The sequence below is a fragment of the Rhodococcus sp. NPDC060176 genome, from assembly GCF_042728675.1.
In the GTDB taxonomy this organism is placed as follows: domain Bacteria; phylum Actinomycetota; class Actinomycetes; order Mycobacteriales; family Mycobacteriaceae; genus Rhodococcus_F.
The window spans coordinates 37,445-51,823 of record NZ_JBHWYS010000016.1; the positions used below are offsets into that span (position 1 = coordinate 37,445).

Annotated in this window: 13 protein-coding genes; 10 read left to right on the plus strand and 3 right to left on the minus strand. The window is 59.3% G+C overall.

Going from position 1 to position 14,379, the window contains the following annotated elements; translation table 11 throughout:
* Positions 1-57: 57 nt before the first annotated feature.
* A complete protein-coding gene (locus ACFWEM_RS33470) occupies positions 58-1,068 on the plus strand; it encodes a GAF domain-containing protein (protein ID WP_378539944.1) in 1,011 nt (336 codons plus the stop codon).
* Between the two features lie 414 nt (positions 1,069-1,482).
* Here the strand turns inward: ACFWEM_RS33470 and ACFWEM_RS33475 are convergent, their stop codons facing one another.
* The gene (locus ACFWEM_RS33475) at positions 1,483-1,962 is read right to left on the minus strand and encodes a helix-turn-helix transcriptional regulator (protein WP_269615144.1); all 480 of its coding nucleotides are present in this window, start codon (positions 1,960-1,962) and stop codon (positions 1,483-1,485) included.
* Positions 1,963-2,624: 662 nt separating this feature from the next.
* On the opposite strand from ACFWEM_RS33475, the gene ACFWEM_RS33480 reads away from it, so the two are divergent.
* From ACFWEM_RS33480 to ACFWEM_RS33500, 5 genes are all read left to right on the plus strand, one after another.
* The gene (locus ACFWEM_RS33480) at positions 2,625-2,870 is read left to right on the plus strand and encodes a hypothetical protein (protein ID WP_378539945.1); all 246 of its coding nucleotides are present in this window, start codon (positions 2,625-2,627) and stop codon (positions 2,868-2,870) included.
* 301 nt (positions 2,871-3,171) lie between these two features.
* Complete coding sequence (locus ACFWEM_RS33485) at positions 3,172-3,597, plus strand: hypothetical protein (protein ID WP_378539946.1); 426 nt, start codon at positions 3,172-3,174, stop codon at positions 3,595-3,597.
* 29 nt (positions 3,598-3,626) lie between these two features.
* A complete protein-coding gene (locus ACFWEM_RS33490; RefSeq protein ID WP_378539948.1) occupies positions 3,627-4,187 on the plus strand; it encodes a hypothetical protein in 561 nt (186 codons plus the stop codon).
* Positions 4,184-4,513, plus strand: a complete 330-nt coding sequence (locus ACFWEM_RS33495) for a hypothetical protein (RefSeq protein ID WP_378539949.1) — start codon at positions 4,184-4,186, stop codon at positions 4,511-4,513. The genes ACFWEM_RS33490 and ACFWEM_RS33495 overlap by 4 nt, the downstream gene beginning before the upstream one ends.
* A gap of 2,542 nt (positions 4,514-7,055) precedes the next feature.
* Positions 7,056-7,571 carry a hypothetical protein gene (locus ACFWEM_RS33500; RefSeq protein WP_378539950.1) on the plus strand — a complete coding sequence of 172 codons (516 nt, stop codon included), beginning with the start codon at positions 7,056-7,058 and terminating at the stop codon, positions 7,569-7,571.
* A gap of 69 nt (positions 7,572-7,640) precedes the next feature.
* Here the strand turns inward: ACFWEM_RS33500 and ACFWEM_RS33505 are convergent, their stop codons facing one another.
* Positions 7,641-8,369 (minus strand): CBS domain-containing protein, encoded by a 729-nt coding sequence (locus tag ACFWEM_RS33505; RefSeq protein WP_378539951.1) that lies wholly within the window; start codon positions 8,367-8,369, stop codon positions 7,641-7,643.
* Between the two features lie 468 nt (positions 8,370-8,837).
* On the opposite strand from ACFWEM_RS33505, the gene ACFWEM_RS33510 reads away from it, so the two are divergent.
* The 3 genes from ACFWEM_RS33510 to ACFWEM_RS33520 all read left to right on the plus strand — a co-directional run bounded on the left by ACFWEM_RS33510 (position 8,838) and on the right by ACFWEM_RS33520 (position 9,911).
* Positions 8,838-9,122 (plus strand): hypothetical protein, encoded by a 285-nt coding sequence (locus ACFWEM_RS33510; protein WP_378539953.1) that lies wholly within the window; start codon positions 8,838-8,840, stop codon positions 9,120-9,122.
* A 119-nt stretch (positions 9,123-9,241) separates the two neighbouring features.
* Positions 9,242-9,421 (plus strand): hypothetical protein, encoded by a 180-nt coding sequence (locus ACFWEM_RS33515; protein WP_378539955.1) that lies wholly within the window; start codon positions 9,242-9,244, stop codon positions 9,419-9,421.
* A gap of 133 nt (positions 9,422-9,554) precedes the next feature.
* On the plus strand, positions 9,555-9,911 hold the full coding sequence (locus ACFWEM_RS33520) for an Lsr2 family protein (protein ID WP_378539957.1): 357 nt from the start codon (positions 9,555-9,557) through the stop codon (positions 9,909-9,911).
* A gap of 522 nt (positions 9,912-10,433) precedes the next feature.
* Here the strand turns inward: ACFWEM_RS33520 and ACFWEM_RS33525 are convergent.
* Positions 10,434-12,419, minus strand: coding sequence for a cutinase family protein (locus ACFWEM_RS33525; RefSeq protein ID WP_378539959.1), 1,986 nt, complete (start codon positions 12,417-12,419; stop codon positions 10,434-10,436).
* Between the two features lie 514 nt (positions 12,420-12,933).
* Here ACFWEM_RS33525 and ACFWEM_RS33530 point away from each other — a divergent pair.
* Positions 12,934-13,881: a phospholipase D family protein gene (locus tag ACFWEM_RS33530; protein ID WP_378539961.1), complete on the plus strand. Its 948-nt coding sequence runs from the start codon at positions 12,934-12,936 to the stop codon at positions 13,879-13,881.
* Positions 13,882-14,379: the final 498 nt, after the last annotated feature.

Consider the following 14,379-nt stretch of genomic DNA (forward strand, 5'->3'; position numbering starts at 1 on the left):
AGAAGAATTTGCGTAGTGTTCGTCTGTTCACAATCCGCGGGGAGAGGAACGTCCACTATGACAACAAAATGGTTGATGATCGAAACATTCGGCGACGCTGCACCATCCATTGTTGGGTTAGGTAGCGCACCACGGCGATTCATGCCAATCGAGAGAGTACTGAGAAGTAAAGACTCACTCGAACTTGTGAAGCGGATCATCGAGGAAGTCAGTGCTTCACCTGGACAAATTGATCGGAGATCAGCAGACGGGCAACGTCGACTCATCGTTGAGCCCCTGATCACGTTCAGCGGTCGCTTGCATGGACTACATCTGTGGTTCGGAAGATCGAACGAGACAGTACCCGAACATGATCCGGCTGGCGCATGGCTATTCAATCTTACTGCAGGCAAGGCAAGCGGAAGCGTCGCCCTGCTGGATTTGTACGGCGTCCCCGAGGACGAACGCCACACAGAGAAGGCAATGGCGGGCGCGTTCACACGATTACGGACAAATCATGACGAGAGCGACGCACTGTCAAAGATCGTCCAGTCGCAACCCGGAACGGTTCACCAAGCCGTCTGGACGGTGGAGAGGGATGATGGAGAACTGCGAGCAGCTCACTTCTCCTGCCGAATGCTCAAAGAGAACGATCCGGAAACAGGTCAACCCCAAGTGATCCTGCGCGGGATTACTCAAGATATCGGACCAGCAGTAGAAGTAACCTCCGCACCTCCTCCGGTGGTTCTCGAATACAGGGTGCTAGAGGCGGCAACCAATGACGGAGAGTATCGAGCCATCGTCAATCTCAAGACCCTGCAGTTGATTCGATGGGTCGGCGACGCCGTGCCGGGACTTGCATGGGAATCAGTTGACGATCAGGTCGAACCCAGCATTCATCCGGACGACTTCCACATTGCACTTGCGATGTCAGAAGGTCTCGCACGTGGTAAGACCCGCGGAGTCATTCGTTTCCGCCAATTGAGCGGAGCCTGGAAAACCTATGCGGTGGACGCAACTCTGATGATGCTGGACCAGCATACGACGGCAGGCCTGGTCATGATTCGCGAGGCAAGTTCTCCGGCATAGGAGGGGCCCATGCATCTGACATAGTGCCTTCATCTTCACTAGCCTAAAGATCATTCACGATTTCACCTCTGCCGCAATTGATTCGAAGACTTGGACCAGTCCCGGCCACCAGCGCGTGATGTCGATGAACATCGACCTCGGCGGCGTCGCGCGCAATGACCACCGAATGTTCAAGCGTTTTGGGACCTAGTACCCAAGATGCTTGCGGCCTATTGCGGTAGCACAGTAGGCATCAGTAACGTGCAACTGCGCGCCCTTCAGGGGCTCCGGCAGTGAGTGGTTACAGGTGACTCCGCCAGGTAGCGCGGACGGTACTAGTTACCGCTCGATCCCGTACCTGAGACTCAACCGGAGGCCCGTTTGTGCCGCACACACGTCGACTACCTCAGTTGCCATGTCGATGCCCTTGCTTACCTATGCAGGTACCCCAGCAGGTCGAGTCCTGGCACGCTCGTAGCTCGCATGCAATTCAATTGCACTGATTCCCAGGGCATCCGCCAACTTTTGAGCACTCGCAGGTGTCAAGAGCACTTCGCCTCGCTCTATTCGCGCGATCATCGAGGTGCTGATGCCCGTGAGCTTTCCAAGCTGAGGTTGCGTAAGGCCGAGGAGGATGCGCCAATCTCCAGGAAACCGTTCATCCTCCGGAACGATTACCAGTTCACTCATAGGGACATCAAGCGTGCGGGCAACCAAGGCCAATGTATCAACCTGAGGACTCCGGTTGCCGGACTCCCATTGCTGCACTGTCGCGCCGCCCACCCCAGCGCGACGAGCAAGATCTGCTCGACTGAAGCCTTTGCTCTCACGCGCACGACTAAGTCGCGCGGGTTCGAACCCGCGCATAACACGGCGACTCATGTGGGCATTCCGTTCGTCATTGCTAGACACCATGCCGCACCTCCTCTAGGGTCTAAACGTGCATGACTTTAATCGATGCAATTGTTGTAATAGGAACACGGCAGCAAGTCCACATCTCACAGGCAAAGGGGTGATCTGACACATCGAAGAAAGTTCCCCCGGTCGCTACCAACGACCAGGGGAACGATGTCCAAACGGGTTGGCGCCCGTCCAGAGTTTTCTTCAGTTGCAGAAAGGATTCTGCGATGTCTATCTTAGTGGACCCATCAGGTCCGGATGACGTGTTCCACGATCGGTATGCAGCTCTCTCCACACTTGCCCTTCGTCGGCTTGTTGCGCGGCATTCGTCGATCGGCGGGCGTTGCGATGGTTGCGGTTTCAGTGTTTCGGAGCTTGTTCCGTTGTGCCCGGAGGCTGCGGCCGCGTTGCGTGAGTTGACGCACCGTGAGGGCCGGGGAACATCTGCGGTCGAGTTGCCGCAGTTCAGTACTGACGATCTTCTTCGGGTTGCTGCTTCGCATCATCCTGATCGGGTTGGTCGGTGCGCGCGGTGCGGGTTCGTTTTCTCGTCGGAGTGCGATGTGTGCCCGACTGTGCGAGCTGTTCGTGTGGAGTTGGAGGTTCGGGGCGTGGTGCCGATTGGCGGTGCCGAGCCGGGCAGGGGTTTGTGCGCGGGGAAGTCACGGTCGTGGGAGATGGATGGCCGCACGGTGGTGGAGTGGCGTCGCGCGATCTCCTCGTGTGAGGTGTGCCCGTTGTTGGCGCAGTGCCGTATAGATGCGGGCGCGTCGGTGACCCGTGGGGATGGTCCACAGCGAATGATCATGGCGGGCAATGCGTATGACAGTCACGGCAATATCGTCGACGGTGAACGCTTGGGCCTGTACGAGTCGTTGACGACAGCAACGCGCCGTCGCCGGCATTCGGAGGTGGCCGCGTGAGGGCCGCGGTGCCGCCGCCGACTGTGGTGGCGTGTGCGGTCGATCCTCAATCGTGGGATCTCGATGAGGGCTCGTATCGCGCGGGTGTTGATGCGCAGGCGGAGTGTTTCCGGTGCCCTCGTTTGGCGGATTGCCGGAAGGAGTTGTCGTCGATGGTGGCGGCAGATACTCCGCCTCGGTCGATGATTTGGGCGGGTGTGCCGTTCAGTCATCGTGGCCAGCCGATTACCTCGGATGCGGTGTTGCGTTCGTACTACCGGCGGGTCGACGGGCATCGCGGCACTTCTCGTGGGAGCGCTGCGTGACCCCGGCAATGGGGTCTGTCGATCCGGTCTTCACACGGCCGCTCGAGACAGCCGCATCGGATGAGTCCGCGGCACTGATCTTGAGGACGTTCGAATCAGCGTGGTCTGTGTACGGAATCCTCGCCGACACACACGGCCATGTGCCTGTACGGGACCGCTACGACCGGTTGTGGATCCTCGTCGAAGTCGCCGGCCGCCTGCGTAGTCGCCGCACCTTCATTCACGATCACCCGGACATCGGTGACTCACCGGATGTGTACGGGTTGATCGACGTGGACTCCCGCGCCATTCTTCATGCCCGCGATCTGATCGACGCCCACGGCCCGTTGAGAGTCGACCCCTCCCATGGCGCGGTCCTCGCACCTATCCGCACCGGTGCGACAGATTCCGCGCACCTCCCCACCTGCACGTCACAAGCCTAGTTCGACGTCACCCGATTGGACTGCCCCACATGACAACACACCACTTGCTCGACGAACTGAACAACCCTCACCGCCCCCTCCCCGACATCATCTACGGGATCAGTACCGGGGCCCTCCCCTCTCCCGCCTCGACCGGCCTTCCCGCCGAACGATGGCAATGGCTCGCGGACCTCCTCACCCACCCGCTCTGGGGACTGACCGCGATCGTCGACGGACTCGACCACGTCTGCGCCCCCGTCGCCCGACTGTGCCAACTCACCGCCCACCCCATCCACTCCCTCAACGTGCGAGAACTGTGGGCCGCAGAACAACTCCCCACCACCGAACTCATCGCAACGCATACACCGCACGAAGACGGTCACTGGGAAGTCCTCAACACTGCACTGGAAATGATCACCGACGGACTCGACCACTGCAACGGACTCGAGACCTCCGCGATCGAAGCAGTCACCTCAGCATTCACCGCCATCATCACCGCACAGGACGCTTCCACCGCCCGCACGACTATCACTGCGGCCGTCGAACACTGGATTCATCCCACATGCACCACCGCATCATCTGTTTCCACACAGTTGGGGGCAGCATCATGACAACAACACCGCATCGCTCGCCGCTGATCGAATCCATGATCTGCACCGCCTCCACATCGCTCCTGAAAGAAGTAGGCATCACCTTCCCCACCGACGCCGAGATGTCCGAGGTACGACAACTCGCCGAAACAATCGTCCGGGACACCGTCGACGCACTCGCCGGACCTCGCGATCTGTCAGTCGGGTTGCGCGACACCCTCATCGACGTGGCAGATCTCGTTGCCTCAGATCCGGAAACTGCGTCGGTCGACCAGATTCACGAGGTCGCGATTGCACTGCGGGGGCTTCTGGATCTGCACACCCCAGCGCGAATGAGTCATTCGTGATTGCGCTCGTTCTCGCTGTCGCGTTGGGGTGTGCCGGTGTTGTGGGAGCGGTGTTTTCGCTTCGCCCCACACGTTCCTGACATTCGACACGCGACAGATCCGCACATCGAGGGCCAGCGTCCGTCACAGACCGCCAGCGGCAACTGTTCTCGATAAACACCCGGCCTGACCCGAACACCGCCGAAAAGGGAGCCCCGCCACCACCCAGTCTGAAATCCGAAAGACCTTGACACACAACTCCATAGACGCAGTCCAGAAACGACGAAACCCCCTTACGGGGGTTCGCCACACACTGAACCAAATCAACAGCAAAGCCATGCCCGGCTCGCTGTCACAGATGAAGCCGAAGTAACCGCTCCGCCTTCTGTACTGCACTACTTCTTCACTCACATGAAGGGATTTACCTGTGACAGGTACATCTCAGGGTAACGCACACCCTGAACCAGCTTCAACACTTCCACACAACACAATCCTCGACCGCTCACCCTCAACGCGCCACGCCCCAGACTCCGACGACGAATGGGCCCACGCCGTACAACAAGCCACCGAAAACGTCACCCGCATCGAAACACTCAACCGAACCAGCAACCAACGCGGAAACTCCTGGTCCCTCCCCATCCCCGACGGCACCTACAGCCGTACCCCCACCTGGACCAGCCGCACACACTGGCAACACCAAGTCCGCACCCTCCTCAACACCCCCACCGGCACGAAATTCTGCACAACCCACACCATCAGCACCGAAGCCGTCTTCGCCGTCGCAGTCATCCACGCCTCCCTCGCCGAAAGCGCAACCGGACGCTCAGTGACCGCCTCACGCGAGACCATCGCCCGCCGTGCAGGAGTGAGCACCTCCACCGTCATACGCGCCCGCCGTGTCCTCACGGCCCTCGGAGTCGCAGTAGAACTCGTCCGCGGTCGCTACCTCAACCGCCTGGAAGCTATGGCTGCAGAATCGCACCATGGCCGCCGCCAATTCCGTGCAGCCTCCACTTGGACGCTCACCACACCCCGACCCGTAGCCACGACCATCACCCCTCCCTTCACGAAACCCAGAAGACCCTCCCGAGCCACACTGCGCACCAACGCATACCGGTCCAGAACCACCACACGGAACCATCCACAGCCCGGCGCCCGTGACCCCCTATCCCCCTCCGGGGGATTTGCACTTAAAGCTCTTGCTTTCAAGATCTCACCAACGCGCGCACAAACACGCGCGGGCACGACAACACACCAAACAACACACACAACACCCCGGACAATCCACCTCCAACGCGCAGCAGCCGAACTCATCGCCCACGCACCAGCACTGAAACCAGCCGGCCACATCGGAACAATCTGCGACACCCTCCAACAAACCGGAATCGACACCACCCGCTGGACCGGCCGCGACATCGCACGCCAACTCACCACAGACACCCAACAACGAGGCTGGACCTGGCCCAAACACATCCCACAACCCTCCGCATTCCTACACTGGCGACTCACCCAAATCGATTGGTCCACAACAACCCCCACCGAGCAGGAGAACGAACACGATCGCTCTCGACGCAGGGAACAGCTCACTCGTCGCGCTGAATTGCGTGCACGCGACGAGTGCACCGCCTCCGAAGAGACGCGAACAGCAATACTCCAGAGATTCCGGAAACGCTTGCACCCTTATGTCCAATTTGCTGCCTGCATGCAGCCGCGTAACCACCAAGCTATGTCAGCGGTCGGGGCGGCGGAGGGCGACCAAGGATGCTGGCCATAGCTACATGGCGCGCACTCGGTCACCTCCCCCAGTACGGCCGAAATCGTGCACCTATCTCTCGCTGACGCCGTAGATCGCTTCAAGCGTGAGCCTGGCGCTCCAAGCAACGCCTACGACTGGTACCGGAAATGTGCGACTCGCGACGGAACTGTGTGGCTCGGCTATCATCGCATCGGCGCAGTCAAACTGGGACGGCAGTGCATGGTCGATGCGGCCGATCTGGAGGACGCGTTGAACAAGCACCGTGAGCAACGAGCCGAAGTAGACCGGATGACCTCTGACTACGACTCACGGATCCTCCACCCAGACACCGTGCTGACCGTCGATGGTGGGCACTGGGTGAACGGCGACTTACATTTCCTCTGGAACCAGACGGACCGTGCTCGTCTGCGAAGCGATGGCTTCTGGCGATGCAACACGTGCTGGAACCCCGCTGAAACCGAGCGCTATGGCGAACAGTGCCACCGATGCCGGGACTGGAGCTCGTGCGGCAAGGATTGCACCCTCAGCCGATCTACTGCCCCGCTTGCGGAATGTCCGAGACGATTTCTGTCCCTCGGCGAGCGGGACGGACCGTAGGCACGTGAGTTCCATACATGCAACATTCATCGCCGGTTCCCACTCTGAACAAAATTCGGTTATCACCTTCGTTGCTGGACTGCCTTTGATACTGCTTAGGCATGACAACACCGTCCCCCGCTGATCCAGAAGAACCCACGCCGAGCAGGCCCACCTCGAACAGGGCAAGCGAACCTCAGCCTAGCGAAGCCCACTTCCCATCCCGACCGCGTGACAAGCAACAAGCCCGCAGCAACCGAAAAGTCCTGGAACCCGTTCAAACGTAAGAGCGGCCCCAAAGCGAAAAAGCCGCCGCGGTTCGACCCGACGGTCGCGAATGCAATTCGCGGACAGTACCAAGACCCTGAGAACCAGCCACCTGCACCAAAACCGAAACCGATCGCCAAATTCTTGGACTTCAAACTGTTTGAAGGGGAGATCGAAGTCGACAAGACGCGCTATCCAGTCGCAGGCGCCAAAGCAATTGTGGACATCGGAGGAACCCAATATCGAACATCGATGACTCGCGTAGCGCTCGGCGCCACGGTAGCTCCTGTGCGCGGCGCGATAGCCGGCGCAATGGCCAAGAAACAGACACACACCGTGTACCTGACGATCGAGTTCGCAGACGGCCAGACCATGGTGGTCGAGCACAAAGGTGAGATGGAGTCAGCTGCCAGACATTTCGCCGCCCTCATCCAGGCAGAGAGCGCGAAATATCAAGCACAACAAGGACTCCGAGATTGATCGCATCGACACACACCGTGCGCACAGGCCAAGAAGTCACTTGAAATGAACTCTGAGCCTTGGGTGCCGCTAAGTGTCATCCAAGGCCGCGGTAAGTACAGGAAGATCGTCAGCAACAACGATAGCGAGTAACTTCTCCTCGGTCCGTCCTGCCTCAGTAACAAGCAAAGCAACCGGCGGCAACCGCCCATCACGACGAGGCGACAATCTGCGGATCGCCTCCGCCACTGCGGTCGTTTTCGCCACGAACCGCCCAACCTCGTGCGCTTCTGCGAAGGCCATCACAGCACTGATCGGTTTGCTCTCGACCAACCCGTCCGTGGCAAGACCATCAGCCAGCCACCTGGCGATGCAATTGGTGGTGAGCATCCCTTCGTAGCGACCGTCGTCGCCATAAACCGGAAACTGTGAGTAATCGAATTCTCTGATGGCCTTGCGCACGTCACCCAACTCTGCAGAGCGCCGGAATGCTATTGGTCGCTGCCCCCGAAATTGTCCGTAAACATTAGGTGGGTTGATGATCCGCTGACGCACATTTTCGATCCGCTCGACGATCTCGAGGACCGGTTCGGCAATAGGCTTACCGTCGTAATACCGACTGTGTTGTATGGCGTTGCGGAGCTTCGCGAAAGCCCTCAGCGCCTCAACGTCACTCGCGGACAGCCGTCGAGCCTGCTGGGATTTCACAACCAATTCGACGAATGACACCCCATCATCGACCTGAAGTCTTCGACGCAGATGTGTTTCGATCTCGTTGAATGCATTGATGAATCGATCTGATTGGGCCGATGTGCTCATTGCTGTCCTCCGCCTCGATCCAGGCCGACCGCAACGCGACCATTCACCCTACGATGCACCCAAATCGGGTTATGCACTGGACAATCGGCATATCCTCTCCCTCAGATGTGAAGGCAGACGCGCAGCACCCAGATTCCAGCCCCCATGGGCGGGATCGCGGGCGTCGAGCTGCCATGACTCAGTAAGCTTCCCGGCACTCGTCTATAACAGGAGGTCCTTGTGAATTCCCGTCACCGCAGTTCCGCAACAGTTGCATCCCTCTGCGCTGTCGCCCTCGTCTCCGCCGCCTGTTCGAACGATTCGACGATCGACAAAGCCGTCGCTGCGGAATCCGTCACGTCCACCACTATTCAGGACGTCCCACGCCGCCCTTCCTCTCATCCGTCACGACCGTCTACTACGACAAAAGCACCGGCTGCTGCCACCAATGTTTTGACGGCACCTGAGGTAGCTGAGCAGGGATAGAGCTTGGTCGCTGACGGCGATTTCGTCACGTACGGCATTCGCGTCCATAATCCGGGATCAGCGGTCGCGTTCGCAGAAGTCACGGTCACCGCTCTCGATTCCTCCGTTACACCACTCGAAACTAAGCAGGAGACTCTGGCATTCCTCGCGCCCGGCGCGGACGCGTACGTCGGTGACATGCTCATCCACTCGTCCGACATCGCCGACTTGAAGGTCACCACCGATCCGGGAGATCACCGTCACGATCAGATCCCCAAGTCACCGTCGCCGCTGAAGCCAAGCTCCTAGGCACCGGGTACGACACACGCGTCGCCCTGAGAGCGAGGTCCACTAGCGCCACCACACTCAATTCCCCCCAACGGATCTTCTATGTTTTCCGGGGCGCTGACGGAGAAATCGTCGGCGGCATGTTCGGCTTCACCCAAAGCGCGATCCCCCCGAACGGCACGATCAACGAAGCAACTCCGGTGACCGGCTTTGCTCCATCCACCGCCACCAGCGTCGATGTCACGCTCAGCGCCTTCTGCTCACCGATTCCTTCACTACGTCATACAAGCTATTGCCGCACACCTGCCGTTTCGGTCTAACCAAGGTAAATGAACTGGCAGCTCTTCGGCCCCACGACGACACACCGTCGACGTCGTCTCCGCACCCTCAGAGAGGTTGCTAGGGTCAGTCGATCATTGGAGACACACGTATCAAAAAAAAGGGGGCCGATGCATGGCAGAAAGAGTTATTCGCCAACTAATCGACGATCTCGACGGAAAACCCATCGACGACGGGTTCGGGGAGCGAATCCAATTCTCATATCAGGGGACGGACTACCTGATCGACCTGCGCCCGACGAACGCCGACAAGTTCAATGCCGCTCTGCAGCCTTTCGTGAAGGTGGCGGAGAAAGCCGGAAACGTACGCCGGGGCACTAAAGGTGATGCGACGGAAAAGGTTACCGGGTCCGGTCGCTCGAAAGAGCAGTTGCAGGCCGTCCGAGACTGGGCGGTCAAGAACGGTTACGACGTGGCTCCACGGGGACGGGTCAAAGCGGAGGTCCTCGATGCATTCGACACTGCACACTGACCGATCCGCTTGATACGAAGGGACATTCACTGCTGACGTCATGTTGGGTGTGAGGCGGGAGAAGCTCATCGCACACCCAGCAAGGCCCCAACTCTCAACGTCGACATTGGATTCCGACAATTGTGGAGTCACATGCGAGTCAACCGGGTCGAAACACTGACTGCGAATGCTTCGACCTTCTTCGCCCGCTAAGGAGTCATTACGCCCAGGTGATTTCCGTCAGAAATAGTCGCCGTCAGCAGCGGAGACAACAACTGCGGAAGAACCCACATGTGGCCATCACGAACCACATTGACGGAACCTAGCGACGCCACCGCGCACCACGTCCGCGCCCGATGCGATAGATCTCGGTTTCCAACTTCTGTTCGCTACCCTGCAGGTACTTCGCACCGCTCGCGCCAAACCGACTACACCGGCGGAGATCACATAGACTGACAATTGTCAGACAAGATCTAGCCATATCTGCCCTTAAACGATCAGAGTTGCAGTCTAGAGAGCCTGTCTCTGTAACCCGGTGTCGACTCAAACGCCGCGACTGATTTGCAGGTTGAGCCAGTCCGAGATCCACTGGATCGCATTACGACCCGCGTTGTCGACGACGAGGAAGTTGTAGTTCTGGTGGGCTCCAGATGCGAAGAATGACGCTGCGTCGAGCCCCTCCTTCACCAGCGATGCAAGGTCGTTGGCGCCTCGCGTGCGGGACATCGAGATCAACGAATTAGCCAGCCCCGGAAGGTCCAGATTCTGTGTCTGAGTAGTGGTGGAGGCCGTCGAGGACTGCTTGCCGAGCAATGTCGGATCAGTCTTCGTAACTTTGCCGGAGAGCATGTTGACCGCGACAGAAGCCAGTTCGAGTCCGACCGGGACAAGGCCAGTCATGGCAACTCCGGCTCCGAGCGGGTCGGGAAGCTGTCCCGGCGGTGGGAGCAGCTTCTCCACTGCGGCCCAGGCGATTTCCTGAACCTGGCCGACGAGGTTTGCGAGCTTGATGATGTCGACGCCTCCCAGGATCGACGCGACGAGCGCCGCGACTTGCGAGTAGCCGGACGGATCCGGAATTACCGCCAGAACCTGCGAGATCCACTTCAAATCGACACCGGCGGCCATCTTCACCAACGGGGAGAACTGGTTGTTCAGATCCCCTGCGACCTTGTGGGCACCCTGCGCGTCGAGCGCAGCGACCTTCTGCGGGAGAAGTTTCAGGTTCGCCAGGATCGCTGGCATATCCAGGGAGGTGACACCGGTGGCGAAGTTGAGGATTTGGTTGACGACTACGGTGGGTTTGAGCACGGAGAGTATTCCGGAGGCTGACCCGAGGACATCGCTCGGTGTCGCCAGGAGCGGCGCGATCTGACTATCGAGGGTGCCAGCAGCAGTCGATAGCGAGATCAGGTCTGGAGATGCCGCCGGCAGTGTCGTGGAGCCCTTGCTGGCGAGCGTGCTTGCGGTGTCGGCGATCGCGGTCACTGTCGAGAGCGCACTGCTGAGATCGGATTGGTCGGCCTGGTCCAGAACCTGGCTTGCGTTGTTTTCGGCTGTCCCGGCGGGAGCTGCAGCGAGCTGCCCGTTCGCAGCAGGATTGGCGGCACCCCATCCAAGTAGTTCGGCGAGCGGGCTCAGCGTGTTCGCCAGCGATGTCGCGGTGAAGGCGACCTGCTTGAGGTTGACTGTGCCGTCGGTCTTCGACAGTTCGCTGGTCAAATTACCGGTTGCGGTGGCGAGGCTCGGAAAGTCGGCGTGGGAGAAATCCGAAGCCAGAGCCGTGGCCAGGCGCGAATTACCGCCGACCTGGCTGTCACCTCCAGCGCTAGGGGCCTCGGTGAGCACCGAACCCAGCGATCCGAGCAGCGGACTCGAACCTTTGTCGATCGCACAGTAGAGATCTTTCGGATCGCAGATCGACGCGACCCGACCCGACAGCTTCCCCATACCCTGGGGCCGCGGATCAGCGATCCCCTTTCCTGACGGCTGCGGCCCGACGACGGTTTCGCCGTCAGTTCCGGAACCAGGATCGGCGAGAAGCCCGACCGCGAGGACCTGCTCTGCCTTGACGGGACCGGAATCGTTGCCGATCTCAGAGGCGAGATCCCCTGCGATGTCCGCGCCCTGGGAATAGCCGGTGATGGTGAACTTTGTATTGGAGCACTTGGCTGCGATCTCGGAGAGGAGGTCCTTCGCGCTCGTCAAACCATCAGATTTGCTGTCTGCGTATGTCTTTCCGTTGTCGAAAGCTCGCGCCATATACGGCAACATATAAATCTGCGCCGCACCACCGTGCTTGTCCGCGATGCTGTCGGCGATTGGCTTGAGCACCCCGATCGAGATGGACGGATCGGAACCTTCCCCCGTTTCCCAGGTCCCAGGAATGAACAGGTTAAACGTCGACGAGCAACCCGAGGGCGTGGCGGACGCGATGGCCGGCGCGGTCGCTACGAATACGCTGACGGCGACTGAGGTCGTTACCAGCAGGCTGACGGCGCGATTGGTGGTCGAATGTGGAAGCTGCATGTAAACCTCGTCTACCTGGGGGCACGTTGCACCTGTCCGCGCGCGGACTGGCTTGAAGCGCCCGATTTCAGGTGAGAGACGTATGATGCTGGACGGATTGACACCGATCAACGCGCCCTGTGAAGAAATCCAGGAATGCGAGTTCAGGTCACTGTCGTCAGTACCGAGCGCAGATCGATGTGGATCACTGAAAGGCTCACAAGGGATCAGCGCAGAGTAGGTTGTCGCAGGCAGACTGCTCGCGGACCCTGGCCAAAGAAACCACGGTAAATCCGTCGGCGGCCCACTCACGACCGGAACCATCGGTGGCAGACCTCTACAGTTCCTCGCCAAAGGCAGTAACAGCGTCACGGCCGCGTTCGGAACCGTTCTGAGCTTTAGATCTCGGAGGATTCGGACGATACTTCGCTCCAGAGGTGACGCACAGGGGCAGCCTTCAACTCAGACAGCGAGTGCCGTCCTTTGTCTCGAAGGCGCCAGAAATCGCGTCCGATTCGCGCTACCGTTCTAGGCTATGGGGACCAGCTTCCACGGACCGAACCCGTGGCTACACATCACTCGTGCGATCCGAACGCGAGGCCCGCGCTATGCCGCTATCCCCTATCTCGGACACCTTGCGCCCGAACTACTTCCACTTCGCAGTGGAGACCTTCTGATCGTCAATGCTTCTACCGCGGCGATCCGCGCCCACGCCACTTCACCTGCCGTCCTTGCGCACTACCTCAGCAAGGGCGTTCGCATCCTGTCGTCGTCAACACTGCACGCCAAGGTCATCGTGACGAACCAACGAGCTGTAATCGGCTCGCCGAATGCTTCGGAGAATTCCACATTCACCCATGAAGCGGTCGTCATTTCTGATGACCCGCAAGTGGTTGCCGACAGTCGCGCGTTCATCAGCAATATCGACGAAACCACTGCTGTAGAACAAATATTCATCGACAACGCCGCGCGCGAATGGGCTATCGGGCGTGCCGTACCCATACCCGGCATCGTCGGTCGAACTCAGAACCTCGACAACGACTTTCTTCCAACTCCGACCAACCGAGTATTTATCAGGCAAGTCAGCGATCACGAAAGCCATCCTCCCGTGCGCACTGTACCTGTGAAACAGCCTTCAACGAAGCAGCTTTCGGTCAATCCGAGCGTGAGATATCGACTCGAAACACTCAGACTCGGAAAACCAAGCAGCATGGCACGGGGGGACGTCGTCATCCGCATCTCCACGGACAACGAATTGGTACTGCCACCCGCTGTCGTGATATCCAATCAGGATCGAATACCTGACTCCCCCAGTCAATTTCAGTTCTTTCTCCGCGTTCGCAACGACCTGCTACCGCTTCCTGTGGCAGACACCGAGAGGTATCTCGTCGATGTCGGGTACCCCAGCGCACAACTGCGGTCCAACCACTACGTTCGCTCGCTCCGTCTTCGGGCCGAACTGTTGGCGTTGTGGAACCTTTGAGTCCTGAGAAACGAATGTTGACGGAATGCGAAGTATTCCTTCGAGTGAGCGAAGACCGCACCGACGATTTGTCGATCCGAGCAATGCACTCACGGAAGTCGATCGACGCACGACTCTAATGTTCGAATCCGGTGAACGAAATCCTTGCGCACCTGCGATAAAGAGCATTCCCCGTGACAATATACGCGGATCGACCTCGCTCCAACCGAAGTCCTGTCACGATTCGCAGGCGAACACGAAGGCACAAACCCTCCCCGCTGGAAAAAATGCCTTCGGCAGTTGACAGGTTGAGGTGTCTTTCCGGATGTTTCAGGTGCTCCTCGCGACATGTGACCCGAGCTATCGAGCTCGCAGACGCACCATCGACTGTCCGCAGGCCCCCTGCCGCCATCAATCTCCACGACACACGGCAGCCGGCTGCGGAAGCGCCGTCCAACACGCGGGTTACATAACCCCTCCCCGCGTTCAGTCGCACATGAAGCTCCCCGGCGTCTGACC

What these genes read in the sequence shown, in the direction of transcription:
- ACFWEM_RS33470 (WP_378539944.1), top strand. Translation starts at nt 58, where the DNA reads ATGACAACAAAATGGTTGATGATCGAAACATTCGGCGACGCTGCACCA.
- ACFWEM_RS33475 (WP_269615144.1), bottom strand. Translation starts at nt 1,962, where the DNA reads ATGGTGTCTAGCAATGACGAACGGAATGCCCACATGAGTCGCCGTGTT.
- ACFWEM_RS33480 (WP_378539945.1), top strand. Translation starts at nt 2,625, where the DNA reads ATGGATGGCCGCACGGTGGTGGAGTGGCGTCGCGCGATCTCCTCGTGT.
- ACFWEM_RS33490 (WP_378539948.1), top strand. Translation starts at nt 3,627, where the DNA reads ATGACAACACACCACTTGCTCGACGAACTGAACAACCCTCACCGCCCC.
- ACFWEM_RS33495 (WP_378539949.1), top strand. Translation starts at nt 4,184, where the DNA reads ATGACAACAACACCGCATCGCTCGCCGCTGATCGAATCCATGATCTGC.
- ACFWEM_RS33505 (WP_378539951.1), bottom strand. Translation starts at nt 8,369, where the DNA reads ATGAGCACATCGGCCCAATCAGATCGATTCATCAATGCATTCAACGAG.
- ACFWEM_RS33515 (WP_378539955.1), top strand. Translation starts at nt 9,242, where the DNA reads ATGTTCGGCTTCACCCAAAGCGCGATCCCCCCGAACGGCACGATCAAC.
- ACFWEM_RS33520 (WP_378539957.1), top strand. Translation starts at nt 9,555, where the DNA reads ATGGCAGAAAGAGTTATTCGCCAACTAATCGACGATCTCGACGGAAAA.
- ACFWEM_RS33525 (WP_378539959.1), bottom strand. Translation starts at nt 12,419, where the DNA reads ATGCAGCTTCCACATTCGACCACCAATCGCGCCGTCAGCCTGCTGGTA.
- ACFWEM_RS33530 (WP_378539961.1), top strand. Translation starts at nt 12,934, where the DNA reads ATGGGGACCAGCTTCCACGGACCGAACCCGTGGCTACACATCACTCGT.